This is a genomic window from Variovorax sp. IB41 (assembly GCF_016405905.1).
GTDB lineage: Bacteria > Pseudomonadota > Gammaproteobacteria > Burkholderiales > Burkholderiaceae_C > Variovorax.
Genome location: NZ_JAEFCB010000006.1, coordinates 36,523 through 62,478 on the forward strand (window position 1 = coordinate 36,523; position 25,956 = coordinate 62,478).

A 25,956-nucleotide genomic window follows, 5' to 3' on the forward strand; every position below is an offset into this window, starting at 1 on the left:
CAGGTAGGAGTGAGGTGGCGGCGAAGGCGCCGAGGGCGCCCACGAAGTGGCGGCGTTGCGGATCGGCGGCGCTCATGCGTCGCTCCTCTCGGACGGGCGGCTCGCGGCAGTCTTCACCGCCTCGGGCTTCACGCATTGGGGCAGCTCGCCGAACACGTGCGGCTTGACCTGGTGGTGCAGCCACGAGGTGGCCGCCGGACGGTCCAGCACCTGCCGCACCAGCGGCGGCAGCTGCTCGCCGAGCAGGATGCCCAAGAGGCCCACCAGGGCGATCACCGGCGGCGCCGGCGAGCGCACCTGGAAGAGCGCGTAGATCACGCCGACCAGCAGGCCCAGCGCAAGGGAGACGACATAAGGCTTCATGGCCGGCGCTCTCTTTCGTTCTTCGTCCGCTCAGCCTTCGTGGGCGCCGAACATGCTCTTTGCGTAGTTGATGCCGATGCCGTAGGCGCCGCCCACCTTCTTCGCGATGCCGGTCGTGAGCTCGTAGGTGTCGCCGCGTGCCCAGTCGCGCTGCAGCTCCAGCAGGTACTGCAGCGAGGTCATCGGCCGCGCGCCGGCCTGCACCATGCGGTCCATCGCGCGGTTGTGCGCCTCGGCGGACACGTCGCCGCAGGCATCGGCGATCACGTACACCTCGAAGCCCTGCTCCAGCGCCGAGAGCGCCGGGCCCACGATGCACACGCTGGTCCACAGGCCCGCCAGAACGATGCGCGGCTTGCCGATGGCGTTCACGCGCTCGATCACGGCCGCGTCTTCCCAGGTGTTCATCGAGGTGCGGTCCAGCATCTTCTGGCCCGGGAAGGCGTCGGTGATCTCGCTGAACATCGGGCCCGAGAAGCTTTTTTCGGCCACCGTCGTGAGGATGGTGGACACCTTGAAGCCGGCCGCCGCCTGCGCCACCAGCGCGGCGTTGTTGCGCAGGTTCACCGCGTCGATCGAGTGCGTGGCGAAGGCCATCTGCGACTGGAAGTCGATCATCACCAGCGTGTGGTCGGCGGGGGTGAGCAGCTTGGAACCCGCGGTGGCGGTGGCGACGGGGCTGATGGCTTGGATGGACATGAAAGGCTCCTCGGGGTTGAATGGATGATCGATTCGTTTCACAATCGCTTTCGGAGCGAATCTCCTAGGCATGGGCTGAATCATCGTGGCCCGGACCCCGGGCATTGACGAAAATTTTCAGCCTTGACGATCGAAGTTTTCGATCATCGGCTTCCACCCCCTTTCCCGCCCTCTTTCCCGCTTCTTTTCCCCAAGGACCGCCGCGTGCTCAAACTCAGCCTGGAAGCCATCGAGGTCGTCGACGCCATCGCGCGCCACGGCTCCTTCGCCGCCGCCGCCACGCGCCTGAACAAGGTGCCCTCCACCATCTCGTACGCGGTCGGCAAGCTCGAGGAGCAGTTGGGCATGCTGCTGTTCGAGCGCAACGGCCCGCGCGTGACGCTCACCCCCGTCGGCGAGGAAATGCTGAAAGAAGGCCGCTGGCTGCTGAGTGCCGCGAGCGACCTGGAATCGCGCATGCGGCAGATCGCCACCGGGTACGAATCGGAGCTGCGCCTGGTGCACGACTCGATCATTCCGACCGAGGCGCTCATCGACGACATCCGCGCCTTCGAGGACCTGCGCTGCGGCACGCGGCTGCGCGTGGGCTGCGAGGCCCTCACCGGCAGCTGGGAGGCGCTGCGCGAGGGGCGCGCCGACATCGTCATCGCCGCGGGCGAGGGGCCCGCCGGCGGCGGCTACCAGGCCGTGACCGTGGGGAGCCTGGCGTTCGCGTTCTGCGTGGCCGCCACACACCCGCTCACGCGCCTGGCGCGCCCGCTGCAGCGCGGCGACCTGCTCGACTGCAACGCCATCGTGGTGGGCGACAGCGCCCGCACGCTGTCGGACCGCACCGTGGGCCTCCTCGCGGGCCAGCCGCGCATCACCGTGCCGTCGATGGCCGCGAAAGTGGCCTGCCAGGTGGCGGGCCTGGGCCACGGGTTTCTGCCGCGCGCGTGCATCGCGAACGAGCTCAAGCGCGGCACGCTGGTGGAGCTCCCCACCGAGGAGCCGCGCGCGCCCGAGGCGTTCTGGCTCGCGTGGAAGACCGGCGCGAAGGGGCAGGCGCTGCGCTGGTGGCGCGAGCGGATGAACCGCACCCTGGTGCCGGCGCTGTTGCCGCGGTCGTTTCTCTGAAAGCGTGAAGCGGGGGCCCGGCGCTCAACGGCCGGCGCGCAGCTTGTCCAGCGCCCGGTCGAGAAACGCCAACCGGTCCTGCCCCCAGAAGCGCTCGCCATTGAGGATGAACGTCGGCGCGCCGAACACGCCCGCCTCCACCGCCTCCGCGCTGTTCGCGCGGTACACCGCCAGCGTCTCGGCGCCCTGCTCCAGCGCCTGCAGCGAGGCGCCGTCGTAGCCGTTCTCGTCGGCGACCGCGATGCGCACTTCGGCCTGCGAGGTGTCGCGCTCCTCGGCCCAGAGCGCGCGCAGCAGCGCGTGCGAGAGCGGCTGCGCATCGAGCCCCTGCAGCTGCGCGGCGATCACCATCCAGCCGGCGTACTTGTTCCAGTTCGGATCGGTGGGCGCGCCCTTGGGGTAGTGCGCGGGCGCGAGGTTCATCGGCATGCCGAGGTACTCGCTCCAGCGCGCGAGTTCGAGCGCGTGGTACGTGCGGCGCGGCTCGGGGCGCGTCTTCAGCGGAATGCCGCCGGTCTGCGGCACCACGGCCTGAAAGTCGTAGGGCTTGAGCGTGAGCTGCACATGGTGGCGGCGCACGATGTCTTGCAGTTGCGGGCCACCGAGGTAGGCCCAGGGGGAAGAGAGGCTGTAGTAGCAGTCGAGGGCGATCATGGCCCGATTATCTTCAGCCTCATGGCCGCACCGCCACCCCCTTCGCGGCGATGCGATCCGCCCGCTCAGCCGGGCCTGCCGGATGGCGGCAGCGACCGCCTGATGGCATCGATGCGCTCCAGGATCGTGGCGATCTGGTTGGACAGCAGCGCGCCTTGCCGCGCGTAGCGATCCCTGCATTCATCGAGTTTCTTGGTGAGCACCGCGACCTGCGCCTGGTGCGCGACCTGCTGCGACTGCAGCTTGGCGGCCAGCCTGCGCACGGTCATTTCGTTCGTGTCGGAGGGGGTCGTGGAGGTGGTGAGGGCGGGAACTTGTGCCTTCGAAGGCTGTGGTTTCGGTGTGTCGGTCATGGGAGGGATTCGGGCGATCCGGGAATCGAAAAAACCATGAACGCACGCGATGCGAAGACTGCGAGGCGATGTCCATGGGGCTGCTTGTGACGTCGCTTCCAGTATCTGTGCGCCGATGGCTCGCAACCGCCTGCGCCCGCCGGTCGATCGGCGCCGCGCCGTTAAATTCTTCGCAGCTTGCGCGCCTCAATTGCAAGCCAGTTGCAAACTGGCTTTTCGCGCCGAATCGGACTTCGCCCTACATCACCTTGACCGCGCGCCCGATGAACTGGATTGGCCCCGTCGGCCGGTCGATCGGCGAGCCGTTCTCGGGCTCCAGCGTGAGCTCGAAGAGCTGGTTGGGCTCCAGCGGCGGCAGCTTGTCGATGGGGATGCGCAGCGTCTGGCCCTGCTGCTTCACGAGGCCGAGCGACACCGGCCCGCGCCACTGGTCGGCCTTGGTCCAGAACTGCAGCGTCTTCTGCGGCGGCACCTCGAAGGTGCCCAGCGGCACGAGGTTGAGCTGCCGCGACGAGTTGGCCTGGATCACCCAGCCGGGCGATTTGTTCTCGGGCGCGACCAGCACCACCATGTACTGCGTGGCGGGCGGTGCCGCGACGCGCGTGACCACCACAGCGAGCAGCAGCGCCGCCGTGGCGAAGCCGCCCGCGGCCAGCCCGCGCCAGAGCTTGAGGTTGTTCCACCAACTGATCGCGCCCGCGGCTTGCGCCTTCGACGCCTTGCCCAGCCCATCGACGCTGCGCTCGATGCGCGTCCACAGCGACGGCGACGGCTCCGCCGGTTCGGCGAGTGCCGTGAGCGGCTGCAGCCGCGCCTCCCACACACGCACGGCTTCTTGCAGCGCCGGTTCGCTGCGCAGGCGCGCCTCGACCGCCGCGCGCGCGGTGGCCGAGAGCGTGCCCAGCACGTACTCGCCCGCGAGCCCGTCGATGTCGTTGATGTCTTTGTCTTCAGCGGTGCTCATCCCATGCACTCCCGCAGCGCGCGCATGCCGCGCTGGATCCAGGCCTTCACGGTGCCCAGCGGCGTCTGCAGCCGCTCGGCGATTTCGCCATGCGAGCAGCCTTCGACGTACGCATAGAGGATGCAGTCGCGCCGCGCCGGCTCCAGCCCCGAGAGGCAGCCGTGCAGCCGGCCGAGGTCCGCGCGCAGCTCGAACGGATCGCCCGCCGCCGCATACGCCGCGAGCGAGGCCTGGTCGTCGACCGCAACGGCTGCGTCTTCGTCCAGGCTCACCTGCCGCGCGCCGCTGCGCACCATGTTCAGCGCCGCGTGGCGCACCACGCTGTAGACCCAGCCCCGGCCTTCGCCGAGCGCGGGGTTGAAGCTCGCCGCGCGCTGCCAGATGCTGATGAAGGCATCGTGCAGCACGTCCTCGGCCTGCTGGCGCTGGCGCACGATGCGCAGCGCCACGCCCATCAGGTACCGGCTTTCACGCTGGTAGAGCTGCTGCAACGCCTGACGGTCGCCGCGGGCGCAGGCCATGAGCGCGGCGTCGTAGTCGAAGGGGGCGGTGGATGGAGCGGGAGGCAAGGTCGGCGGCGGGTGGTGAATGGCGCCATCGTAGTGGCACCGGCACACGCCGCCGCAGATTCACCCCCGGATCATCAGGACGCCTTGTAGAAGATGTAGTCGGCCTGGTACTTCACGACCTGCCGTTGGCCCTTGGTGGCGGGCGTGCAGGGCACGGCCGCCGGTGCCACGCCACCTTGCAGCGCCACGCGCTGGATGTAGGTGACGCCGGTCATCGCGCCCGAGCCCACGGCCGGGTTGGCCTTCACGAGCTGGAACGGCAGGCTGGTCGCGCCCGAGGGTGCGACGGCCAGTTGCGTGGCGGTGAGCTTGGAGCCGTCCATCGACTCCCAGGTGGCCGGCGGGCCGTAGTACTTGCCCACCTGCTTGCCGCTGCGGTCCATGAGCTTGGCGTCGGGGCCGACGAACACCCACTCGGTCGCACCGGGCGTGTTGGCCTTGTCGCGGCATTCGTAGGTGATGTCGCCCATGCCGACGGTTTCCATGGCGACCTTGTTGCCGGCGGGGACCTGGATGGTGGGGGGGAGGCTGGACTGGTTGAACGCGGGGGCCATCGACATCGAGCCGCAGGCGGTGAGGACGGCGGCTGCGGAGATGGCGCCGAGGACGGCGATCGAACGGGAGGTGTGCATGGAATTGCTCCTGGGTTGTAGAGGGTCAGCAGCTCCTCGCTGCTGAAGGGTCTACACGCCAGAGGGGCGTTTGGATGCAGGGGTGCGCGAATTTCTTTTTGTTGTTGGTCGTCGCGGTTGTTTTTTTGAAGCGGGCGCCGCGGGTTCGGGGCGCGTACGAAGAACACCGGGTGTCCCCCTCCGCGAATGTCCCCCGCCTTCGGCTCCTCCTTGATTTCGCTGCGGGGGACACCCGGTGCTCTTCGCACGAGGGCACGCTGCGGAGGGGCGGGCGATCGACGCCCGCACTGGACGGTCAGGACGCCGAGGGCAGCCCTTGCATCAGCGCCCGGCGCATGTCGCCAGCGGCTGCGTTGACGGCGCCGATGCGCGCCACGAGCGATTCGTTGATCAGGCTGAGCAAGGCGCTCAGTTCGCTGCGGGTGGGGGCGAGCGCCTCGCTGTCGTTCGGGGCGCCGGTTTCGATGAGCTTTTCGAACGCGGTGTAGGCGCGCAGGACCTCGTTGAGGTTTTCGGCGTAGTCGCAGGTTTGGAGGGCGAGGGTGTCGAGGGTTGGGGATTCGGGCTCGAAGGAAGCGGACGGATTACGAGATTGCGCACAGGCGCGAACTGATTCAGCCATTAGATGGACTCCAAGTTAATGCAGGGGCTTCATCAGGCTTCCAAACCCGGCCGCGACATCAGACGCGACCGGCGGAGTATATCTATCGATACCCGCAATTCAAAGGACTTCGCAAATACCGCGCCATCTGCCTCAACGTGGAAAATTAATAAATCTTGACAACCCACAAATTTGCATCTTTTTAATCAACAAAATGAAGCTTTAAGTAATTCAATATTTTTGAGAAATTTTCTAACGTATCTCTTGAAAGCATTCCTCGACAATCGACTGCCGCATAAGATTCCGCCAAATACCACCCGATCTGCTTTTTAGTAGGCCTTTCATCTAGTAGGTATTTCTTTTTAATGAGGGCTAGCGTGTCGGGCGTAATTAAGCTCTCAAGCTGCATACCGACGAAGCTTGGATCAACTGCCGCCAATGTGATTGCAGATCCCGGGGGTAAAAACCAATTATCAGAATATCGTTGGGCTTCTTTTTTCCCAGCTTTGTCGTCATCAAGCAGCAAGATAAATCGTTCACCACGCCCCATTAGCAACCCGATCTGCGGTCCGCACGCTCCCGAGCCAACCCCTGGAATAAAGTTGTATGGCAATTTAGCATCAAGGAGACGCTGTGCGAGCTTCAGCGCATAGTAGTCAGAAATGCCTTCCACCAGTACAAACGGAGGACTACCAATCACCTGCGGCGCAACATATTCCAATTTTTCAATGACCGGCTGAAAGTAGCTTGACCTTGTCGGAAATTTTGAAACGAATTCCCGATATTTTGTAAGCCTGACATTCGTTGGTTTCGAACTCAAACCCAGAGATTCTGCGCCATCGTAGTCCAATGCAGTATTTTCGACAATATATGCGCCAGAAAGCCATTGCGGATTTATCATGTGGTGACTATGGGTAGAATAAATTACCTGACTTCCTTCCGACGCAATTCTCCCAAAACTTGTAAGCAATTCAGCTTGCGCTTTCGCATGTAAATTTGCAGCCGGCTCGTCAAAAATAAACACCGTCGAGCGCGCGGACGATTTTTTAAAAGCCGTGAACAACAAGAACGAAAAAAACCAGCGAAATCCTAGGGATCTTTCACTTATTGCATACCGGGACTCCCCATCTGTGACATACAGCGATGCATAGGGAATATCATCTTTTTCTGTATCAATGTGCCATTCGACCAAAATGTTTTTGGCTGAAATAGCACGCTGGAATACCCGCTGCCAGCTGCCCAACACCTCGTTTGTTATAGCGTTTGATATTTTTTGAAAAACAGAATCAATAAGCGCTTTTTCGGCGCCGCTAAAAAATAGCGAAAACCATACTGCGGACTTTTGCGAGTTTTTAAAAGATTCGATTCGAGCATTGATATGCTTATCCAAGTTTAAGCCCTGCCCCAAACTATCCAGGACGTCCTGAAAAACAAGCCTGTAATAGCGATTTACCGCCGTTTCATCATCAAACTCTTTTAAATATATCTTTTCCGGCATATCTACGAGAAATGTCGGAAAATATGAAATCTGAGGAAGCCGCTCCTCCAAGATTCGAGCAACATTAGCCCACAGATCTATTTTCCCAGATTTTCTTTCGGCATCAGTCGGGCGAACGTATGCCTTGAAATTAATACCTCTCACCGGGCGTACTTTTAATTCAAAATTCCAAACTTGCGGATTTTCCTTGAGAACGCTATCGACAAATTTAAATTGCCTCGTTATCTCGAAGATCGCCCCCAAAAATTCTTCATCCAGAACTAGTTTTTGCAGTTTTGCGAGATTCTGGGCCCGCCGAATATCTTCTTCATCCAAGCGAATCACCGCAGTCACCTCGATATCACCAGTAAATGCGGCCTTGAGGTGAAGCGGAATTAAACCCGCGCCAGAAGCTTTCGCGTGCACGCCTTCAAACAAACCCGAGACTGCTTTATCTCCGGTGATAAAATGAGACAGGCCTTCCAGAATGGTCGTTTTTCCGCTTTCATTTAATCCAATTAACGTGATAACCGGACAGTTCGCCTTGTCATCAAGATCGATAACTACTTCTTCAATTCCTTTGAAGTTTTTTAAACTCATTTTCAAAATTGAGGACAAGGCATTTCCTTATTCAAAAGCTGTTGGCGAATTTTTTAAATTTTTAACGTCAAACTCAGCCGTTGAACAGAGCAGCAGCCTAGGCGCGCTAGTCAACACGAAGGACGATGGCTTTTTTATTGTGCGTCAGCCGATTTTTCGTTAACGAAATTCACGATGCCGACTATGGGGTCCCCGACGACTTACCGAAGTCAGGGTAATCACCCATCTTCTCTAGAACCGTCGAATCCGCAAGTCACGCTCCTAACCAATCGGGCAATAGATCCAAATAAAGCTATGAATAGTTGATTGCGCAGCAACTATCTTCTGCCCCAACCCCCATTTATCCGCAAAGGTATCCGCCAGACACTCCTCCTAACCCATCCAGGAGTGCCTCATGCCAATCGCCCTACTCGCGCTGACCCTCAGCGCCTTCGCCATCGGAACGACCGAGTTCGTCATCGTTGGCCTCATCCCCACGGTCGCTGCTGACCTTGCCATCGGCCTGCCCTCGGCGGGCTTGCTGGTCAGCCTCTACGCGCTGGGCGTCGCCATCGGCGCGCCGGTGCTCACCGCCCTCACGGGCAAGCTGCCGCGCAAGGCGCTGCTGCTCGGGCTGATGGCGCTGTTCACGCTCGGCAATCTGCTGGCGTGGCAGGCGCCCAGCTACGAATCGCTGGTGGCCGCGCGCATCCTCACGGGCCTCGCGCACGGGGTGTTCTTCTCGATCGGCTCGACCATCGCCACGGGCCTCGTGCCCAAGGAAAAGGCGGCCAGCGCCATCGCGATCATGTTCACCGGGCTCACGGTGGCGCTCGTGACCGGCGTGCCGCTGGGCACGTTCATCGGGCAGCACTTCGGCTGGCGCGAGACGTTCCTGGCCGTGTCGGCGCTGGGCGTGGTCGCCTTCATCGGCAGCTGGGTGTTCGTTCCCAACAACATCCGCCACACGGCACCGGCCTCGCTCGCGCAGCAGGCCAAGGTGTTGGCCGAGCCGCGGCTCTTGCTGGTGTATGCCAAGACGGCGATCGGCTACGGCGGCTCGTTCATTCCGTTCACGTTTCTCGCGCCGATCCTTACCGACGTGTCGGGCTTCAGCGCGGGCGCGGTGGGCTGGGTGATGCTGGTGTACGGTGTGTCGGTGGCGGTGGGCAACATCTGGGGCGGCAAGCTGGCCGACCGCCTGGGGCCGATTCCGGCGCTCAAGATCATCTTCGCGCTGCTGGCCGCCGTGCTGCTGGTCTTCAACTTCGCGGCGCCGCACAAGTGGCTTGCGCTGGTGGCGGTGCTGATGTGGGGCGCGGTCGCGTTCGGCAACGTGCCGGGGCTGCAGGTGTATGTGGTCAAGCAAGCGGAGCGCTTCACGCCGCAAGCAGTCGATGTGGCCTCGGGCCTGAACATCGCGGCCTTCAACCTGGGCATTGCGCTGGCAGCCTGGGCCGGCGGCCTGATCGTGACGCACCTGGGCCTCATGCACACGCCCTGGATCGGCGCGCTGGTGGTGCTGGTGTCTCTGGCGCTCACGCAGTGGAGCGGCGCGCTGGACCGCCGCGCCGGGATTCCGGTTCGCGCCTCGGGGCCGGTGCCGGCCGGTCACTGAGCCGATTCGTTTCTCTCTTTTCTTCTCTTCTCTTTTTTCAACGCACAAGGACAACTCGACCATGACAACGACGAACAACAACAGCAACGCACCCGTTCCCGCCTTCGGCCTCGGCACCTTCCGCCTGAAGGGCCAGGTGGTGATCGACTCGGTGAAGAACGGCCTGGACGTGGGCTACCGCGCCATCGACACCGCGCAGATCTACGGCAACGAAGCCGAGGTGGGCCAGGCGATTGCCGAGAGCGGCGTGGCGCGCGATGCACTCTTCATCACCACCAAGATCTGGACCGACAACTACGCCAAGGCCAAGCTCGTGCCGAGCCTGAAAGAGAGCCTGGCCAAGCTGCGCACCGATCACGTCGACCTCACGCTCATCCACTGGCCCTCGCCCGGCAACGCGGTGCCTGTGGCGGAGTTCATGGGTGCGCTGGCCGAGGCGAAGGCGCAGGGGCTCACGAAGCGCATCGGCGTGTCGAACTTCAACATCGCGCTCATGAAGGAAGCGATTGCGGCCGTGGGCGCGGAGAACATCGCCACCAACCAGATCGAGCTGCACCCGTACCTGCAAAACCGCAAGGTAGCGGAGTTTGCGAAGAGCCAGGGCATTCACATCACCTCGTACATGACGCTCGCTTACGGCAAGGTCATTGCCGATCCGGTGATCGAGGCGATTGCCAAGGCGCACGGCGCGACGACCGCGCAGGTCACGCTCGCGTGGGCGATGCAGCTGGGCTACGCGGTGATTCCGTCGTCCACCAAGCGCGCGAACCTCGAGAGCAATCTGAAGGCGCAGCAGTTGAAGCTCACCGATGCAGAGATGGCGCAGACGGCGGCGCTGGACCGTGGCGAGCGGCTCACCGACCCCGCCGGCCTGTCGCCGGCTTGGGACTGATCGATCACGCGGGGTGCGCGTTTGTCAGCACCCCGCGTCGGACTTCTCGACCGCTTCGACCGTGAACAGCCGCCGCACGCCGTCCAGCGTGTCGAAGTAGCCCTTGCTGGAGCGGCGCAGCGGCGTGCCGTCGCGAAGCCGGTAGCTCACCGGGCCGCGCGTCACCGGGTAGCGCTTGGTGACGCTCACGCGGTAGAGGCACTCGGTGTATTCGAGCACCTCGTCCGGGCGCTCGTGCGCATCGACGACCTCGAAGCGGCCGGTGACGTGGAGAACGGATTCGTACGTGGCCATGGCGCGGTTGTGTGGCTGCACGCGAGGCGGCGCTACTGCCCGAATTCCAAAGCGCGAGTAGGACAACGGATCGCACGTGCGCGCCGTGGGCCTTTAAGGCTTTGGGGGCGGCCGCTGTGGCACGCTCGTGCACTTCGATCGCGGCCGTTTCATGCGGCGCTGCGGCGCTCCTCCAAGGGTCATCCGGCTGGCGATCTTTTTCAAAAACTCAAGCGCTGACGCGGCTGGGGAAACCACTTGAATCTCGACTCGATCAATCCGACTGTTCTGGGCTGGATCGCCGGCCTTTGCGTACTTGGCCTCGTCCGCTACTGGCTGAATCGGCGCAAGTAGATGCGCGGTCGGCGGAACGGGAAAACAGTACTTCCGCCGGGCGATTAAAGGCTCGCCAGCAAACCGGTCGAAGATGCCTCGGCCGCCAGCTTGCCGTCGGCGTTGTAGAGCGCAGCTTCGAGAAAGGCGATGCGCTTTCCCCGCTTGATGACGCGCGCTTCCACGCGCCCCTGGCCAGGGCCGACCTTCTCGTAGAAGCTCACCTTGATCTCCAGGCTGAACACGGTCTGCTGTTGCGCCGTGTCGTGCATCACGGCATGGGCCATGGCCGCATCGAGCCACGCGGTGATGAAGCCGCCCTGGGCGATGGTGCCGTTGGTGTGGCAGTACTCCCGCCGCACTGTGAAGGCGGCCTGCAGCGTCTTGCTTTCGGGCGCCCACCCGGTCACGTGGAAATTGCCCATCGATTCGCTCAATGCCTGGCCCGAGCGGATGCGGGCCTCCAGATCGTCGTTCATTGGTTGGTGCGGTTGGTGCCGTTGGTGAGGTGTCGGGCATTTTCATGCGAAGCCGGGTGCGCCGTGGCGCCGGGCGGGCCGCGACGGTCACTCGCGGGACGCAGGGGCTGACAGCAGGGCGTCCAGGTGGGCAATGGTTTTTTGCAGGCCTTCGACCAGGCCCACGCGGGGCTCCCAGCCGAACATCTGCTCGGCCAGGCGCACGTCGGGCCGGCGCTGCGTCGGGTCGTCGCTCGGCAGGGGCGCGAAGACGAGCTTCGACGAGGAGCCGGTGAGTTCGATGACCAGCCGGGCGAGATCGCGCACGGTGAACTCTTGCGGATTGCCGATGTTCACCGGCCCGGCGCCGCCCGCCTCGGCCTCCATGAACCGGTGCAGGCCGGCGACCATGTCGTCGACAAAGCAGAAGCTGCGGGTCTGCAGGCCATCGCCGTAGACCGTGAGCGGCTCCGCGCGCAGGGCTTGCACGATGAAGTTGGAGACGACGCGCCCGTCCTGCGGATGCATGCGCGGGCCGTAGGTGTTGAAGATGCGCGCGACGCGCACCTGCACGCCGTGCTGGCGGTGATAGTCGAAGAACAGCGACTCGGCGCAGCGCTTGCCTTCGTCGTAGCAACTGCGCACGCCGACGGGATTGACGTTGCCCCAGTAGCTCTCGCGCTGCGGATGCACCTGCGGGTCGCCGTAGATTTCGCTGGTCGATGCCTGCAGGATGCGCGCGCCTTCGCGCTGGGCCAGCGCCAGCATGTTCAGCGCGCCGAGCACGCAGGTCCTGGTGGTCTGCACCGGGTCGCGCTGGTAATGCACGGGCGAGGCCGGACAGGCGAGGTTGTAGATGCGGTCGACGTGCGCACCGAGCGGCGTGGCAAGGTCGCGAGTGACGTCGTGGGTGACATGGCGGGTGATGTCATGAGTGACATCGTGGGTGACGAGCGTTAACCGCGGGTGCCCCAGCAGATGCGCCACATTGCGCCGGGCGCCGGTGGAGAAGTCGTCCACGCACAGCACGTCGCAGCCCTCGGAGAGCAGCAGTTCGCACAGATGGCTGCCGAGAAAGCCGGCGCCGCCGGTCACGAGCGTTCGCAGGGGTGCGTTGTCGTCATGCATGCAAGGACCTCGGGCGTTCTTCAGCGGCCGACCGCCCGGTAGTCGATGCCCTGGTCGCGTATCGACGGATCGTAGAGGTTGCGGCCGTCGAAGATCAGCGGCTGCCTGAGCGCGATTTTCAGCGCGTCGAAATCCGGATTCTTGAACTCGTTCCAGTCGGTGAGGATCACCAGCGCATCGCAGTCCTCCGCCGCCTGCAGGGCCTGGTCGTTGAAGCTCAGGCGGGAGGCCTCGTCGGCGCGGCCTTGCAGGTCTTTGGCGAGCGTCTTGCGCGCCTCCTCGATGGCCACCGGATCGTGCGCAACCACCTGCGCACCGCGCATCAGCAGCGCCTGGATGATGACGCGGCTCGGCGCCTCGCGCATGTCGTCGGTGCCGGGCTTGAAGGCCAATCCCCACACGCCGAAACGGCGCCCGCGCAGGTCGGGGCCGAAGTGCCGCACGATCTTGTCGACCAGCCGCAACTTCTGCGCGTCGTTGACGGCACGCACGGCCTCCAGCAGTTGCAGGCGCTGTCCGTGGGCGGCCGCGGTATGGACCAGCGCCTGCAGGTCTTTCGGAAAGCAGCTGCCGCCGTAGCCGGCGCCGGCCTGCAGAAAGCTGTCGCCGATGCGTGGGTCGGCCACCAGCCCGCAGCGCACCTGCTCGATGTCCACGCCCACGTTCTCCGCGAGGTTCGCGAGCTCGTTCATGAAGCTGATCCGCGTGGCGAGCATCGCGTTGGCTGCGTACTTGGTGAATTCGGCCGCCTCCAGGCCCATGTGGATGGTGCGGTCGCGGTCGCGGTTGAAGGGCGCATACATGCGGCGCATGAGGTCGCGCGCATGCTGGCCCGCGGCGCCGGGCTCGCTGCCGACCACGATGCGATCGGGCTGCATGAAGTCGGCGATGCCGGTGCCCTGCTTGAGGAACTCGGGGTTCGAGACGATCGACAGGCGGGCGTCCAACGCAAGGTCGCGCCTGCGACGCGCGGCGAGCTCTTCTTCGATGACGGCGCGCAGCTGGGCGCTCGTGCCGACCGGCACGGTGGATTTGGCCACCACCACCTTGGCGTCGTGCATGTGGCGGCCGATGTCGCGCGCCGCGGCCAGCACGTGCTGCAGGTCGGCGCGCCCATCTTCGCCGGCGGGCGTTCCGACGGCGATGAAGATCAACTCTCCGTGGTGGATGGCGTGCGCGACGTCGTTGGTGAACGCCAGGCGCGCGGCGAGCACGTTGCGCGCAATGAGCTGCGGCAGGCCTTCCTCGTGGATCGGCACGTCGCCCGAAAGCAATCGCTGCACCTTGCGTTCGTCGATATCGAAGCAGACGACATCGTTGCCGGTCTCCGCAAGGCAAGTGCCGGTGACGAGGCCGACGTAGCCGGCGCCGAGGATGGAGATCTTCATGGGTTGCGCGAGGACAGCGGCAACGGGGCCGAGCGGGCCGGCTGGGCACAGACGCGGAACCACAGCAGGTACCCCAGTGCCTTGACGCCGTCGCGCCAGTTGATCTTCTTGCCCTCGTCGAAACCACGGCCGCGGTAGCTCACGGGCAGCTCGCTGATCCGCCATCGGCCGGGCCGCACGATCTGGGCGCTGATCTGGATCTCGCAACCGAAGTCGGGGCAGGTCACATTCAGGGTGTCGTTCACCTCTTTGGTGAACATCTTGTAGCAGACCTCGATGTCGGAGAAGCGCTTGCCGTACAGGATGCCGAAGAGCCTGGAGATGAGCCAGTTGGCCGAGACCTGCGACAGCGAAATGAACTTGGCGCTGCCGTTTCGCTGTCCCTCGAAGCGCGAGCCGTACACCACATCGGCGACCTTGCGGTGCGCGATCAGGTCGTACATGGGGGCCCAGTCGGCGGGGTCGTATTCGAGGTCGGCATCCTGGATGACGACGACATTGCCGGTCGCAGCGGCCAGGCCGGTCGCGACGCCGGCGCCCTTGCCTCGATTGCATGCGTGATACAGCGCGCGCACGGTGAGGCGCGAAGCCGCGGGCTCGTCGGCCCAGGTGAGCGTTCCGTCGCTGCCGCCGACCGGGTGCGCCCCGGTGCGCAGCCCCTGGGGCACCTGGGCCTGGATCCATTCGCGGGTTCCGTCGGTGGAGCCGTCGTCTACCAGGATGATTTCCTTGTCGACTTCCGGGAGCACGCGGGACACGGCAACGAGCACGCGAGGCAGGGTGCGGACTTCGTTGAGCACGGGAATCACGATGGAGAGCATGGGCGGCTTGATGAGGGTGCGAAAAAAAACCGGTGCGAGCGGTCGAACTACCAGGGCGCGACGGTGGCAAGCATGGCCAGACCGATCAGCACGTGAATGTTTCTGTAGACGGTCTGCAGCCGGCGAACGCTCGCGTAGGTCAGCCCGTCGCGCAGCGCCCGCCATGCCGCGCGCAGGTGCACCGCATACAACACCGCGGCCAGCGACAGGACGGGGGGAACGACCCCGCGCAGCGCGAGCACGGTCAGCGTGAGGTAGGCGATGCTGAAGAGCACTTGCCCCGCGAGAAACGATGCCTTCTTGCCGAACGCGACGGCGTTGGTGCGGATGCCGTTTCGCGCGTCGCTGTCGTGGTCGCGCGTTTCGTGGACCAGGTGCCCCGCGGCAAAGACGAGCCCGAAATAGCCGGCAAGGACCACCATCTGCGGCGTCACGGGCGACAGCGCGACATACCCCAGAAGAAAGTGCAGCGTGCCGCCGACCATGTGCAGCAGGGAGTTGAGCACCGGCACGCCCTTGCCTTGCGCGCCGGGGAACGAGTAGATGGCGCTGAGCGCGGCGATGCACAGCGCGATCGCGAACGGCGCCTGGCCCACCAGGGCGAAGACCAGCAACGCGATCGCGAGCAGCGCGCAGGCCAGCCCCGCCATCCTGGAGGCGTTTTCTCCCTTGGCCAGGAAGGTGGCGCCCACGCGCGTCGGGTCGTTCAGATCGCCTTGCGCGCCGGCCCAGTCGTTGAGCACGAACACATGCGCCACGAGCAGGAGGTTGCCGGCGACCAGCGCGGCGATGGTGAGCAACGTCGCCGCGCTGAAATCGGCCATCGCGAAGCAGGCGCCGATCAGCGGCGCGCCCTGCAGCACGCAGACCTCGTCCAGGCGGATGCACGACACCAGTCGCCCGAGGGAGGCGGGGCGTTGCGGCGCGATGGCCGTCTTGGCTTCGGGCCGCGTCATGAAGCGCTCCTCGGCGAAGCGGCATGGGCTGGGTCCGGCGGAAGCTGCGCGCCGCGCGTGGCGTGGTAGAGCCGCAACCAGAGCGCATAGCCCACTTCCTGCGACCAGTAGAAGCGCCGCACGGTGGCGCTCATGTCGTTGTGATACAGCAGGGGCGGATTGCCGGCCAGCGCAGCGAATTCATGCGAGGCGAGAGCCTGCAGCAGCCGCGTCGCTTCGGCTTTCTGCGCGGCGGTGGGCGCCGTGTCCTGCAGCCGGGCCACGAGCGACGCGACCTGCGCCCACACGGCCTGGGCGGGCACCGCCGGTTGCAGGCGCGATGCCGGCACCTCGAGCGCGCAGCCGGCGCGCTGCACCTCCGCCAGCCGCAGGCTCATCACCGGCGGCGCGCCGGCGTAGTAGACCCAGAGGCTGTCGTCGTCGGCGCGCCGCTTGAGCGTTGCGCAGAGCGCGCGCGCGGCGGGCGGGTCCTCCTGGGCGAGCAGCAGGTAGATGTGCATCTGGATGCCGATGTCCGCCGGATTCGGGTCCGCCCCCGGATCGAGGCAGCGGTAGTCCGCCCGCGGCGCGAGCCAGGTGCGGTAGAGCCCGTCGCCGGTGGTGAAGCGCCGCAGGGTCCGCATTGCCGCGGCGAGCTTCGCGCGGTCTGCTGCCGGCGCCACGCGCCATACCAGCGCGGTGTCGTCCGAATCGGGCGTGATCGCGCATCCGAGCACACCGATGGTCGATGCGTCGGGCCTGCCGTGATAGCGCACCAGCCCGTCGTCCTCGATCTGGCTGGCAAGAAAGCCTTGCGCGCGCGCCAGCATCGGGGCCATCTGAGCGACGTGCGCGACATGCGCCATCGGCCCCACCAGGTCGATCATGATCGCGTTCAGGTAGGTATTGAGTTCGGGCTGCGGCTGCTCGAAGCGTGGGCCGCTGGTGAACGAAGTGAGCCAATACCCGGGCACCTGCTGGGCTTGCGCGATGCGCTCGACGGCCTGGCGCGATGCGTACTGCAGGAAGCGCTCTGCAGCATCGCCCGGTCCTGGCGGCGGCAACTCGAAGAACCGTTCGCGCAGCAGCCGCACCTCGCCGCCCGCATAGGGACGCACGAGCACCGAGAGCTTGTGGCGCCCGGCCTGCAGGTCCCCGAGGGGCACATGCAGACGCCATCCGGCCGGGCTCTTTTCGGCCAGCGTCTGGGCCACGTCGGGGCGATCGAAAAAGTGGTTCGTGCCCGCGACCTCGCGCCCGTCGATCAGCACCGCGATGTCCTGGGGCGACGAGGAATCCACGAGCGCCCATCCGGCCACATCGAGCTGGCGTTCCAGGCGATCGCCCGCTGCCGCGTCGTGCACCACCACGTCGAGCGGCTGGATCAGGTCGATGTTCCCGCGCAGGTCCGCCAGCAGATCGGGTTGCACGCGGGGATGCGAGAGCTCCGCCACGAACGCCGCATTGCGCCACGCCCACATGGGGCGCATCCGGTCGTCGGTCTTCATGGTCAGCACGGCCGTGTCGACCGCGCCGGTGTACCAGAAGGCGCCGATCGCCTGGATGGCGACGGACGCGACGCATGCCGCGGCGAACAGCACGCGCCCAGGGCGCGACAGGCGCGCCACGATGGGCGGAAGCATCCACACGAGCAGCGGCACCATGTCGGTGAGCCAGCGCGGACCCCAGGCAATGCCTTGCCGCCAGTCGACCCTCGCATAGCCCAGGACCTGCACCGCGATGGCCACGCCCAGGGCCAGCGTGAGGCCGCGCGTGCCGCGGTCCCGCAGCGCCAGGAGAAACAGGCACGGCACGAACAGCAGGAAGGGCGAGAAGACGAACAACCCGCGCGTCGGGCTGAACAGCAGGCCGGCGATGCCTTCCAGCACGTTGTCGTTGAAATCGCTGGCATGCACGCTCAGGGCATAGGCCCCGGCCACATGCCCGACCGCGCCCAGGTTGTAGGCCAGCGTGAGGGCAACCGGGACGCCGCCGGCCACGATGAGCCAGGGCCAGCGGCTCCCGGCCCAGCGCAAACCCCACAGGCCCAGCGCGGCGGCCAGGAGCGCATCGGGCGGGCGGTTCGCCGCGATCAGCGCGCAGAGGAAGCCGGCCATCGCCACGCGCGCCAGCGTCGCCGGGCCGGTGACCAGCCACAGCGTCGCAACGATGAGCAGTTGCGCCAGGCCGTGCATCCACAAGGCCTGGCTGCTGATCACCCAGGTGGTCGTGCCGAACGCGTAGGCGAGGCTGAGCACGCCGGCGGTGCGCGCATCGCAGCGCCGGCGCAGCAGCATGAACATGAGGGCGACAGAGGCCGCAGCGATCAGGGAGGCGCACAGCTTCTCCATCGCGCGCGCCACCTTGTCGGCGATGTGCGGGTCCCAGCCGACGCTGTCCAGGTAATGCAGCGCGGGGAGGTACAGCGGCGCGACGACCAGCGGCACGACCAGGGGGTACTTGGAGACCAGGTGTGCGTCGCGTCCTTGCTGTATCCAGAAGGCGGTGCCGTTGTGGCCGGCGTTCGGCGCAGAACGTCCGAGAGCGACCGCATCGGCGATCGGATCGAGCAGAACGGTGTGGTTGCGCAGGATGGAGAACGGCAGATGGCGCGCAGCGAAGGTGTCGGCGGCCGCAATCAGGCGGCCGTTGGCGTTGAAGACGAGGAAAGCGGCCAATGCCAGCACACACGCGATCGCCACATCGTGAAGTGGAAGCTTCGCTCGCGGTCTTCGCTCCGTGCTGCTGCCCGACGGTGCGGGCCCGTTTCCACTCATCGCCATGCTTTCTCGGTGCCAATTGCCGTGCGTCGGCGGAGGTTCTGTGGGGCGGAATTATGCCTTTTGTAAACTATAGTAACGAGTTCTCGCCGCAAAGCGGCTGGGGTTGCCATGCTGCGCCGTCCTTCTCTCGATCGGTCTTCGACACCGACCGATCTCGCCGTCTTCACCATCTGCGCGAGCAACTATCTTGCGCACGCCTGTGTGCTGGGCGCCTCGCTGCGAAAGCATCAGCCTGGCGCGACGCTGCTCGTTTTTCTGCTCGACGAGCCCCCCGAAGGCACGCAGTTGCCGGACCACGTGGTCCTGCTGGCGGCCGAGATGGCATTCGAACGCAAGGAATGGAACCACCGCCGCAGCCACTACAGCCTGCTGGAGTTCGCCACGAGCGTGAAGCCGGCCTGCTTTCGCTACCTGCTCGACCAGGGCGCGACGCGCGCGGTCTATCTGGACCCTGACATCCGCGTGTTCCAGCGCGTGGACCTGTTCTGGGCGGGCGGCGCGAACGATCCCGAACTGGTGCTCACGCCCCATGCCCTGTCGCCGCTGCCCGACGATGGATGCGTGCCGGACGATCTCGTCATCCTGCGCGCGGGCCTCTACAACCTCGGCTTTGCGGCGCTGCGGGACACACCGCGGGTGCGCAACCTCTTGCAGTGGTGGGACCACAAGCTGCGCACGCTGTGCCTGGAGGACGTGCGTACCGGCGTCTTCACCGACCAGAAATGGATGGACTACGCGCCGCTGCTGGTGCCGGGCGCGTTGGTGCTGCGGCACAAGGGCTTCAATGCGGCGTATTGGAATCTCCACGAGCGCACGCCCAGATGGCTGGGCGAGCGCTGGCGGATGCAGGGCGACGCGGGCGACAGCGGCGACACGGGCGATACGGGCGATACGGGCGATACGGGCGATACGGGCGATACGCAGGACCTGGTCCTCTTTCATTTCAGCGGCTTCAACCCCGACCTGAAGCAGCTCTCGCGCTACGAGAATCGCTTCGGCTGGAACCTGCCGGGCGACGCGCAGCGGCTGTTCGGCGAATACGCGCAATCGCTGCTGGACGCCGGCTTCCGCAGATTTCGCGCGCTCGGCCTTCCGCACGTGGCCTTTGCAGACGGCACCGGGTGGGACCGGGCATGCCGCGCGGTCTACCGCCAGGCGCTGGCCGAGGGCGTCGAGCTGGACGACCCGCTGGAAGACCCGGACTTTCTTCAATGGGCGGGCGCCGAAGCGCCGGGCGATCACCTCACGCGGTACCTGCGCGCTGTGCTGCACATGCGCGGCGACCTCGCGGCCGCCTTCGCCGACGGCCGGGACACCGTGGGCCTGATGGCCTGGATGCGGACCTCGGGCGTGCGCGAACTCGGTCTTGAGCCCAAGCTCGTGGAGCGCCTCGGCATGGCCGGCAAGGCGCAGCGCACAAACGTGAACTACGTGGGCTACCTCCATGCGCATCTGGGTGTCGGGGAGGCCGCGCGCAACAGCGTCGCGGCGCTGGATGCGGCGGGCGTGGCGGTGCATTGCCACGACATCTCGTTCGACACCTCGGCGCCGACGGGCAGCTACGCCCTCCCCGCCGCCCGCTGGGCAGCCGGGCCTCCCACGGCGACCATCCTGGGCTGCAATGCGGACATGCTGCCCGACGTGCTGTCGAAGCTTCCGGCCGAGCTCCTGGGTCCCTACCGCATCGGCTGCTGGTACTGGGAAACGCCCGACTTCCCCAGCGACTGGGTCGATCGTTTCGAGCTGATCGACGAGATCTGGGCCGGCACGCAATTCATCGCCGATGCCATTCGCCGCAAGACGAGCCTGCCGGTCCATGTGATGCCGCCGATGGTGATGCCCCCGCCCATGCAGCGCGACCGCCAATGGCTTGCCGCCATGCTGCCGGAGGCCACGCCCGACGAGTTCGTCTTCCTGTTCCAGTTCGATGTCGCTTCGGTCCCGTTCCGCAAGAACCCCGAAGGGGTCGTGGCCGCGTTCGTGCGCGCGTTCGCGCCATCCGCTGCGGTGCGTTTGATCGTCAAGGCGCTGAATGCGCAGGCGGCGCCGTCGTTGGTGCAGTCGCTGCGCGATGCGGCCGCAGGCCACCGCGTGTCGTTCCTCACCGCAGCGATGGAAAGCGACGATCGTTTCCGGCTGCTGGCCTCGGCGGACAGCTTCGTCTCGCTGCACCGCGCCGAAGGCTTCGGTCTCTCGCTTGCAGAAGCGATGGCCTACGGCCTACCGGTGGTGGCGACCGGTTGGAGCGGCAACGTCGATTTCACGCACGCCGGCAACGCCGCGCTCGTGCCCTTCGATCTCGTGCCCAGCGCCGTTGCCCATGGGCCCTATCCGGCGGGCACGCTGTGGGCTGAGCCCAGGCTCGACGCCGCAGCCGGGCTGATGCGGCGCGTGTGGCTGGACGCGGCATGGCGCGCACAGATCGCGCTGGCCGGCCAGCGGACCATGGCGGCGAACTTTTCCGCCAGCGTCGTCGGACCCGCCATGCGGGATCGCCTCGATCAGGTGTCGGGTCTGCGCCGAGGCCAGACTGCTGCGCAGCAACGGCAATCGCCCGGGCGCGACCACAAGGCGGCAGGTGCACGCAACGCATCGCTATGGACCCGGGTGCTGCGGGACGTGCTGCGCTATCCCGGCTATTACTTCGTGCGGCTGCCACGGGTGCCCGTGCTCCTTTGGCGCTACGGGATTTCCGGCGTGGTGACCAGGGCTGAACTGGTCGCGAGCGCGGCCGTGGACGTCAAGGGCCAGTACCTCGTGACGCGCATGCTCACGCGCTTGCGACAGCGCATCCAGCGCTGGCGCTACGGCGACGAGTTTCGCCATGACAAGCCCTAGCGCAGCGCACCCACAGGTCACTTCGCGCTGGCATTGACCGCCGCGATGATCACGGCAGCAACGTCCTTGGGCCGCGACTGCTGCGGCACGTGGCTGGTCGGCAAGGTCGTGATGGTCGCGCCGATCTTCCTGGCCATGGCGCGCTCCAGGTCGGGCGAGATGATGCGGTCGTTGGCGCTCACGATGAACCAGGAGGGGCGCGTCTTCCATGCGGCCACGGTCGTCTTGTCTTCGAGGGCCTTGGCCTGGAGCGGTCCCTGGGTCACGGCCATGACGGCGGCCTGCGCGGGCGGCACGTCCTGCGCGAAGTCTTGCGCGATGGCCTTGGGCGGCAGCGTCAGCCAGCCGTTCTTGTCGGCCACCAGTTGCTTGATGCCGGGCGACGGCGGGTAGTCCTTGCCCAGTTCGGCGGAGGTTTGTCCCGCATCGGGCGCGAAGGCCGCGACGTAGACGAGCGCGGCGACCTTGTCGTTCTCGCCAGCCTCGGTGATCACGGTGCCGCCCCAGGAGTGGCCCACCAGCACGACCTTGCCCTTCTGGTTGTCGATGGCGCGGCGGGTGGCGTCGACGTCGCCGGCAAGCGACGCGAGGCCGTTTTGCACCGCGGTCACATGGATGCCCTTGGCCTGCAGCAGCGGGATCACCTTGGCCCAGTCGGAGCCGTCGGCGAACGCGCCGTGCACGAGAACGACCGAAGGCAAGTCGGCTGCGAAGGCATTGCCGCCGAGCAAGGCTGCGGTGGCGAGGGCGACGGAAGAGAGAACGGTGCGGATTTTCATGAGGGATCTCCAGTGAATGTGAGGTTGGGTCGGATCGGTTGGCGAGCGGTTTACCGGCTGGTGTCGGCGGAATTTGCGAAGTGCGCCAGCAGCGCGGTGGCGGCCGAGGCGGAGGACGCGGGGTTCTGTCCGGTGATGAGCAGTCCGTCTTCGACGACGTAGGGCGCCCAGTCCTCGCCCTTGGAATACACGCCGCCCTTGGCCTTGAGTTCGTCCTCCACGAGGAAGGGCACGACGTTCGTCAGACCCACGCCCTCTTCTTCGGAATTGGTGAATCCGGCCACGCGCTTGCCTTCGACAAGCGGCCTTCCGTCGGCGCGCTTCACGTGGCGAAGCACACCGGGCGCGTGGCACACGAGGGCGACGTACTTGCCCGCCGCGATGAACGATTCGATGAGGGCGATCGAGTGCTTGTCTTCGGCCAGATCCCACAGCGGACCGTGGCCGCCCGGGTAGAAGACGGTGTCGAAATCGGCTTGGGAAACGCTGTCCAGGCGCACGGTGCTTGCCAGTTGCGCCGTGGCCTCTGCGTCGGCTTCGAAGCGCCGGGTCAAGTCGGTCTGGAACGACGGCTCGTTGCTCTTGGGGTCCAGCGGCGGCTGGCCGCCCTTGGGCGAGGCCAGCACGATGTCTGCGCCGGCTGCCTTGAACGCGTAATAGGGCGCGGCGAGCTCTTCGAGCCAGAAGCCGGTCTTGCGACCGGTGTTGCCGAGTTCGTCGTGCGAGGTGAGGACCATCAGGACTTTCATTGAGCTTCTCCAAAAAACGTTGACTACTAACAATAGACCGGTCTACTAGTGACACGGCGAGAAAAAAGCACTTCGGCTTGAAGTGCATCCGAGGGCCTGTCCGTTCAGGGGGACAGGTGAAGGATCCGGCGTGTGGTTTTGAGGGCGGTTTCGAAGGGGTCGCCATGGCGCGCGATCTTGACCATCACGCTCGCGCCCATCCAGAGTTGATAGAGGCTTTGTGCCGTCTCTTCGGCGCTTTCGTCGACCGAGAGGGAGCCTTCGGCAACGCCGGCCTCGATCGCCTTGGCCAATCGTTCGACGATGCCGGAGGTACCCTGCTTCATGGCCAGCCGCATGGGTTCGGACATGTCCGCCACTTCGGCGCCGAGCTTCACGGCGAGGCACTTGCCTTGGCAGTCAAGGAACGACTGGGTGTCGCGCCAGCTGGCGAAGTAGGTCATCAGGCGCTGCGCCATGGTCTGCTCCGGAGCTGCGAGGGTCCGGTCGATGTCGGCAAGGTACTCGTCGAAGTAGCCGTGGAGAACGGCTTCGCCGTAGGCTTCCTTCGAGCTGAAGTAGTGATAGAACGACCCTTTGGGCACGCCCGACGTGGTCAGGATTTCGTTCAGCCCGACGGCCGTGAATCCCTTGGCCGCCATCATCCGTTGACCCGCCGCGAGGATGTTGTCGCGGGTGTCGGTGGATTCGGATGCGATTGCTTTGGGCATGGCGCAAGTCTATGCGAGAAATAGACCGGTCGTCTAGTGCCTATCGAAAGAATTTTTCGCATCTCTTTTCAGGCCGCGCGGCAGGCCGTGAGGAAGCTGTTCAGCTCGGCGTCGCGGTCGTGCTCCGCCCCGCTCACATAGCGCGGCTCGGGGTACACGGCCAGGTTCACGACCACCAGGCGCTCTTCCCGATGCACATAGATGCGCTGGCCCGAATGGCCCAGCGCCAGCATGGCGCCGTCGTCGGTCAACCACCAGCCGTAGCCATACCCGGTCACGCCCAGGGAGAGCCGCGACGGATGGAATTCCGCGGGAATCGAAAACGCGCGCCGCGACGCCGACTCGACCCAGCCCGCCGGCAACACCTGCGCCCCATCGAGCACGCCGTCCGCGGCCACCAGCATCGCGAAACGGCCCAGGTCGCGCAGCGACATGCCGGCGCGGCTGCCCGCGATTTCCTGGCCGCCTTCGGATTCGAGCGTGTAGTACGCCTCGTCTTCCATGCCGCAGGGCTTCCACACGGTCTCGGCCATGAAGTCGGCCAGCGTGCGGCCGGTGGCCGCGCACAGCACGCATCCGAGCAGGAAGGTGTCGCCGGTGTTGTAGTGCCAGTGCGTGCCGGGCTCGTGCAATGCGGGCACCTCGCGCAGCATTTGCAAAACGCCGCCGGGCACCTTGTCCGCCAGCGACTTGCTGTAGCGGTTCACGTCGGAGTTCTTGTCGGCGTAGACCTCGGACCAGCCCACGCCCGACGACATGGTCATCAGGTGACGGACCGTGGCGCGCGCATAGCCCGAGCCCGCGAGTTGCGGTAGGTAGCGCACGATGGGATCGTCGATGGACCCGATGGCGCCACCCCGCACCGCCGCGCCGACCAGCAGGCCGGTCATCGACTTGACGGTCGACATGGTGCTCCACCGCTCGCCGGGCGAAAGCCCCAGGCCATAGCGTTCGAGCAGCACTTCGCCATTGCGCGCCACCAGCAGGCCGGCCACGCTGTTGCGGTCCATGAAGTCTTCGACGGTGCGCGCCTCGCCGTCGTGGCGGTAGTTCAGCTGCAGTTCACGGCCGCGCGACAACGGGCGCGCGACGCCGCGCTCGATGGTGCGTGTCGCAAAAAGCCGGTCGACGATGCGGTAGCCGTACGACTGCAGGCATGGCGACCAGAGCAAAAAATCTTCACCGCGCGGCAGATGGGTGCGAGGCAAGGCGAGGCCAGGTTCGTTCATCGCGTGAGCCATCCTTCAATCGTTCTGGATGCCAAGGCGCGTGATCACAGGCCCCCACACCGCGGCCTCTTTCTTCATGGTCTGCGTCACGGCATCGGGGCCGAGCGCGCTCGGCGGGTCCATGTAGAGCGCGTCCATGCGCTGCTTCACGCCGGGGTCGGCCCAGAACTTCGCGGTCTCGCCGTTCAGGCGCGCGACCACCTCCTTGGGCGTTCCCCGGGGCACCATCAGTCCGTACCAGCCGCCGGCGGGATAGTCCTTGAGCCCGGCCTCGAACACCGTGGGCACGTCGGGAAAAGCCTTCGAGCGCTGGCTCCCGAAGATCAGCAGCGGCACCACGCGCCCGCCCTTCACCTGAGGCACCACGCTGACGACGGCGTCGGCGACCAGTTGCGTCTCGCCGCCGATCAGGCCGACCATCGCGGGCGCGGCGCCCTTGTAGGGCACGTGGGTCATCTTCAGGCCGTAGTGCTGCGCGACGAACTCGACATTGAGGTGGGTCGAATTGCCTTTGCCCGCAGAGCCGAAATCGAGCCCGCCCGATTTGCGCTTCGCGGCCTTGACCAGGTCATCGAGAGAACGGATGCCTGTCGCCGTGCTGGTAACGAGCACCTGCGACGTGCCCGCGAGCATCGAGACGGGGTCGAAGTCTTTCAGGGGGTCGTACGACAGCGACTTGTACGAGAACGGATTGAGCGACATGTTCGACGTGCTCGCGAACAGGACGGTGTAGCCATTGGGAGCCTGCTTGGCCACATAGCTCGCCGCCACGCTGCCGTTCGCCCCGGGGCGGTTGTCGACCACCACGGGCTGCCCCAGCGCAGCGCCGACGTGCTCGGCCCAGGACCGCGCCAGTGCATCGGCGGCACCGCCCGCGGCCACCGGGACCACGAGCGTGATCGCGCGGGAGGGGTACGCGGGCTGCGCCCACGCGGCTACGCCGGACGAGGCCATCGCGCACGCCACGACAACGGTGGAACAGAGGGCTCTGCAGTTCATGGGCCGCTTTCGATGA

General features: G+C 65.7%; 25 protein-coding genes. 4 read left to right on the forward strand and 21 right to left on the reverse strand.

Annotated elements, in window-relative coordinates:
* Positions 1–72: 72 nt before the first annotated feature.
* Together JC881_RS13375 and JC881_RS13380 are read right to left on the reverse strand one after the other, a co-directional pair.
* Positions 73–363 carry a DUF1427 family protein gene (locus JC881_RS13375; RefSeq protein ID WP_198786197.1) on the reverse strand — a complete coding sequence of 97 codons (291 nt, stop codon included), beginning with the start codon at positions 361–363 and terminating at the stop codon, positions 73–75.
* A 30-nt stretch (positions 364–393) separates the two neighbouring features.
* The gene (locus JC881_RS13380) at positions 394–1,062 is read right to left on the reverse strand and encodes a hydrolase (protein ID WP_233101765.1); all 669 of its coding nucleotides are present in this window, start codon (positions 1,060–1,062) and stop codon (positions 394–396) included.
* A 204-nt stretch (positions 1,063–1,266) separates the two neighbouring features.
* On the opposite strand from JC881_RS13380, the gene JC881_RS13385 reads away from it, so the two are divergent.
* Complete coding sequence (locus tag JC881_RS13385) at positions 1,267–2,178, forward strand: LysR family transcriptional regulator (RefSeq protein ID WP_198786198.1); 912 nt, start codon at positions 1,267–1,269, stop codon at positions 2,176–2,178.
* 24 nt (positions 2,179–2,202) lie between these two features.
* On the opposite strand, the gene JC881_RS13390 is transcribed toward JC881_RS13385, so the two are convergent.
* The 7 genes from JC881_RS13390 to JC881_RS13420 all read right to left on the reverse strand — a co-directional run bounded on the left by JC881_RS13390 (position 2,203) and on the right by JC881_RS13420 (position 8,046).
* Complete coding sequence (locus JC881_RS13390) at positions 2,203–2,832, reverse strand: 2-hydroxychromene-2-carboxylate isomerase (RefSeq protein ID WP_198786199.1); 630 nt, start codon at positions 2,830–2,832, stop codon at positions 2,203–2,205.
* Positions 2,833–2,897: 65 nt separating this feature from the next.
* Positions 2,898–3,101, reverse strand: coding sequence for a hypothetical protein (locus tag JC881_RS13395; protein ID WP_198786200.1), 204 nt, complete (start codon positions 3,099–3,101; stop codon positions 2,898–2,900).
* Between the two features lie 322 nt (positions 3,102–3,423).
* Entirely contained in the window at positions 3,424–4,149 is a 726-nt protein-coding gene (locus tag JC881_RS13400) for an anti-sigma factor (RefSeq protein WP_198786201.1), read from the reverse strand.
* The gene (locus JC881_RS13405; protein ID WP_443083346.1) at positions 4,146–4,718 is read right to left on the reverse strand and encodes a sigma-70 family RNA polymerase sigma factor; all 573 of its coding nucleotides are present in this window, start codon (positions 4,716–4,718) and stop codon (positions 4,146–4,148) included. Before JC881_RS13405 ends, JC881_RS13400 begins: the two co-directional genes overlap by 4 nt.
* Before the next feature lie 74 nt (positions 4,719–4,792).
* A complete protein-coding gene (locus JC881_RS13410) occupies positions 4,793–5,350 on the reverse strand; it encodes a DUF3455 domain-containing protein (protein ID WP_198786203.1) in 558 nt (185 codons plus the stop codon).
* A gap of 295 nt (positions 5,351–5,645) precedes the next feature.
* Positions 5,646–5,972 (reverse strand): hypothetical protein, encoded by a 327-nt coding sequence (locus JC881_RS13415; RefSeq protein ID WP_198786204.1) that lies wholly within the window; start codon positions 5,970–5,972, stop codon positions 5,646–5,648.
* Between the two features lie 181 nt (positions 5,973–6,153).
* Positions 6,154–8,046, reverse strand: coding sequence for an AAA family ATPase (locus JC881_RS13420; protein WP_198786205.1), 1,893 nt, complete (start codon positions 8,044–8,046; stop codon positions 6,154–6,156).
* Positions 8,047–8,422: 376 nt separating this feature from the next.
* Between JC881_RS13420 and JC881_RS13425 the strand changes: the two genes are divergently transcribed.
* Both JC881_RS13425 and dkgB read left to right on the forward strand, forming a co-directional pair.
* Positions 8,423–9,625: an MFS transporter gene (locus JC881_RS13425; RefSeq protein WP_198786206.1), complete on the forward strand. Its 1,203-nt coding sequence runs from the start codon at positions 8,423–8,425 to the stop codon at positions 9,623–9,625.
* A gap of 61 nt (positions 9,626–9,686) precedes the next feature.
* Positions 9,687–10,517 carry a 2,5-didehydrogluconate reductase DkgB gene (gene dkgB, locus JC881_RS13430; protein ID WP_198786207.1) on the forward strand — a complete coding sequence of 277 codons (831 nt, stop codon included), beginning with the start codon at positions 9,687–9,689 and terminating at the stop codon, positions 10,515–10,517.
* Between the two features lie 24 nt (positions 10,518–10,541).
* On the opposite strand, the gene JC881_RS13435 is transcribed toward dkgB, so the two are convergent.
* The 7 genes from JC881_RS13435 to JC881_RS13465 form a co-directional block, all read right to left on the reverse strand.
* Positions 10,542–10,811 (reverse strand): hypothetical protein, encoded by a 270-nt coding sequence (locus JC881_RS13435; RefSeq protein WP_198786208.1) that lies wholly within the window; start codon positions 10,809–10,811, stop codon positions 10,542–10,544.
* Between the two features lie 377 nt (positions 10,812–11,188).
* Positions 11,189–11,602 (reverse strand): PaaI family thioesterase, encoded by a 414-nt coding sequence (locus tag JC881_RS13440; protein ID WP_198786209.1) that lies wholly within the window; start codon positions 11,600–11,602, stop codon positions 11,189–11,191.
* Positions 11,603–11,689: 87 nt separating this feature from the next.
* Positions 11,690–12,709 carry a UDP-glucuronic acid decarboxylase family protein gene (locus JC881_RS13445; protein ID WP_198786210.1) on the reverse strand — a complete coding sequence of 340 codons (1,020 nt, stop codon included), beginning with the start codon at positions 12,707–12,709 and terminating at the stop codon, positions 11,690–11,692.
* Positions 12,710–12,729: 20 nt separating this feature from the next.
* On the reverse strand, positions 12,730–14,097 hold the full coding sequence (locus JC881_RS13450; protein WP_198786211.1) for a UDP-glucose dehydrogenase family protein: 1,368 nt from the start codon (positions 14,095–14,097) through the stop codon (positions 12,730–12,732).
* A complete protein-coding gene (locus JC881_RS13455; protein WP_198786212.1) occupies positions 14,094–14,918 on the reverse strand; it encodes a glycosyltransferase family 2 protein in 825 nt (274 codons plus the stop codon). The genes JC881_RS13450 and JC881_RS13455 overlap by 4 nt, the downstream gene beginning before the upstream one ends.
* A 47-nt stretch (positions 14,919–14,965) precedes the next feature.
* Positions 14,966–15,874, reverse strand: coding sequence for a UbiA family prenyltransferase (locus tag JC881_RS13460; RefSeq protein ID WP_198786213.1), 909 nt, complete (start codon positions 15,872–15,874; stop codon positions 14,966–14,968).
* A complete protein-coding gene (locus JC881_RS13465; RefSeq protein WP_198786214.1) occupies positions 15,871–18,555 on the reverse strand; it encodes a hypothetical protein in 2,685 nt (894 codons plus the stop codon). Before JC881_RS13465 ends, JC881_RS13460 begins: the two co-directional genes overlap by 4 nt.
* A 189-nt stretch (positions 18,556–18,744) precedes the next feature.
* On the opposite strand from JC881_RS13465, the gene JC881_RS13470 reads away from it, so the two are divergent.
* Positions 18,745–21,474 (forward strand): glycosyltransferase family 4 protein, encoded by a 2,730-nt coding sequence (locus tag JC881_RS13470; protein ID WP_198786215.1) that lies wholly within the window; start codon positions 18,745–18,747, stop codon positions 21,472–21,474.
* Between the two features lie 17 nt (positions 21,475–21,491).
* Here JC881_RS13470 and JC881_RS13475 read toward each other — a convergent pair whose 3' ends face one another.
* The 5 genes from JC881_RS13475 to JC881_RS13495 form a co-directional block, all read right to left on the reverse strand.
* Positions 21,492–22,253 carry an alpha/beta fold hydrolase gene (locus JC881_RS13475; RefSeq protein ID WP_198786216.1) on the reverse strand — a complete coding sequence of 254 codons (762 nt, stop codon included), beginning with the start codon at positions 22,251–22,253 and terminating at the stop codon, positions 21,492–21,494.
* Between the two features lie 50 nt (positions 22,254–22,303).
* Complete coding sequence (locus tag JC881_RS13480; protein ID WP_198786217.1) at positions 22,304–23,002, reverse strand: type 1 glutamine amidotransferase domain-containing protein; 699 nt, start codon at positions 23,000–23,002, stop codon at positions 22,304–22,306.
* 104 nt (positions 23,003–23,106) lie between these two features.
* Positions 23,107–23,712, reverse strand: coding sequence for a TetR/AcrR family transcriptional regulator (locus JC881_RS13485; RefSeq protein WP_198786218.1), 606 nt, complete (start codon positions 23,710–23,712; stop codon positions 23,107–23,109).
* Between the two features lie 68 nt (positions 23,713–23,780).
* Entirely contained in the window at positions 23,781–24,941 is a 1,161-nt protein-coding gene (locus tag JC881_RS13490) for a serine hydrolase domain-containing protein (protein WP_233101766.1), read from the reverse strand.
* Between the two features lie 15 nt (positions 24,942–24,956).
* Positions 24,957–25,940 carry a Bug family tripartite tricarboxylate transporter substrate binding protein gene (locus tag JC881_RS13495; protein WP_198786220.1) on the reverse strand — a complete coding sequence of 328 codons (984 nt, stop codon included), beginning with the start codon at positions 25,938–25,940 and terminating at the stop codon, positions 24,957–24,959.
* Positions 25,941–25,956: the final 16 nt, after the last annotated feature.

Coding starts and splice junctions, on each gene's coding strand:
- JC881_RS13425 (WP_198786206.1), top strand. CDS start 8,423: ATGCCAATCGCCCTACTCGCGCTGACCCTCAGCGCCTTCGCCATCGGA.
- JC881_RS13475 (WP_198786216.1), bottom strand. CDS start 22,253: ATGAAAATCCGCACCGTTCTCTCTTCCGTCGCCCTCGCCACCGCAGCC.
- JC881_RS13380 (WP_233101765.1), bottom strand. CDS start 1,062: ATGTCCATCCAAGCCATCAGCCCCGTCGCCACCGCCACCGCGGGTTCC.
- JC881_RS13495 (WP_198786220.1), bottom strand. CDS start 25,940: ATGAACTGCAGAGCCCTCTGTTCCACCGTTGTCGTGGCGTGCGCGATG.
- JC881_RS13445 (WP_198786210.1), bottom strand. CDS start 12,709: ATGCATGACGACAACGCACCCCTGCGAACGCTCGTGACCGGCGGCGCC.
- JC881_RS13485 (WP_198786218.1), bottom strand. CDS start 23,712: ATGCCCAAAGCAATCGCATCCGAATCCACCGACACCCGCGACAACATC.
- JC881_RS13390 (WP_198786199.1), bottom strand. CDS start 2,832: ATGATCGCCCTCGACTGCTACTACAGCCTCTCTTCCCCCTGGGCCTAC.
- JC881_RS13410 (WP_198786203.1), bottom strand. CDS start 5,350: ATGCACACCTCCCGTTCGATCGCCGTCCTCGGCGCCATCTCCGCAGCC.
- JC881_RS13460 (WP_198786213.1), bottom strand. CDS start 15,874: ATGACGCGGCCCGAAGCCAAGACGGCCATCGCGCCGCAACGCCCCGCC.
- JC881_RS13415 (WP_198786204.1), bottom strand. CDS start 5,972: ATGGCTGAATCAGTTCGCGCCTGTGCGCAATCTCGTAATCCGTCCGCT.
- JC881_RS13490 (WP_233101766.1), bottom strand. CDS start 24,941: ATGAACGAACCTGGCCTCGCCTTGCCTCGCACCCATCTGCCGCGCGGT.
- JC881_RS13375 (WP_198786197.1), bottom strand. CDS start 363: ATGAAGCCTTATGTCGTCTCCCTTGCGCTGGGCCTGCTGGTCGGCGTG.
- JC881_RS13470 (WP_198786215.1), top strand. CDS start 18,745: ATGCTGCGCCGTCCTTCTCTCGATCGGTCTTCGACACCGACCGATCTC.
- JC881_RS13450 (WP_198786211.1), bottom strand. CDS start 14,097: ATGAAGATCTCCATCCTCGGCGCCGGCTACGTCGGCCTCGTCACCGGC.
- JC881_RS13440 (WP_198786209.1), bottom strand. CDS start 11,602: ATGAACGACGATCTGGAGGCCCGCATCCGCTCGGGCCAGGCATTGAGC.
- dkgB (WP_198786207.1), top strand. CDS start 9,687: ATGACAACGACGAACAACAACAGCAACGCACCCGTTCCCGCCTTCGGC.
- JC881_RS13395 (WP_198786200.1), bottom strand. CDS start 3,101: ATGACCGTGCGCAGGCTGGCCGCCAAGCTGCAGTCGCAGCAGGTCGCG.
- JC881_RS13400 (WP_198786201.1), bottom strand. CDS start 4,149: ATGAGCACCGCTGAAGACAAAGACATCAACGACATCGACGGGCTCGCG.
- JC881_RS13455 (WP_198786212.1), bottom strand. CDS start 14,918: ATGCTCTCCATCGTGATTCCCGTGCTCAACGAAGTCCGCACCCTGCCT.
- JC881_RS13480 (WP_198786217.1), bottom strand. CDS start 23,002: ATGAAAGTCCTGATGGTCCTCACCTCGCACGACGAACTCGGCAACACC.
- JC881_RS13435 (WP_198786208.1), bottom strand. CDS start 10,811: ATGGCCACGTACGAATCCGTTCTCCACGTCACCGGCCGCTTCGAGGTC.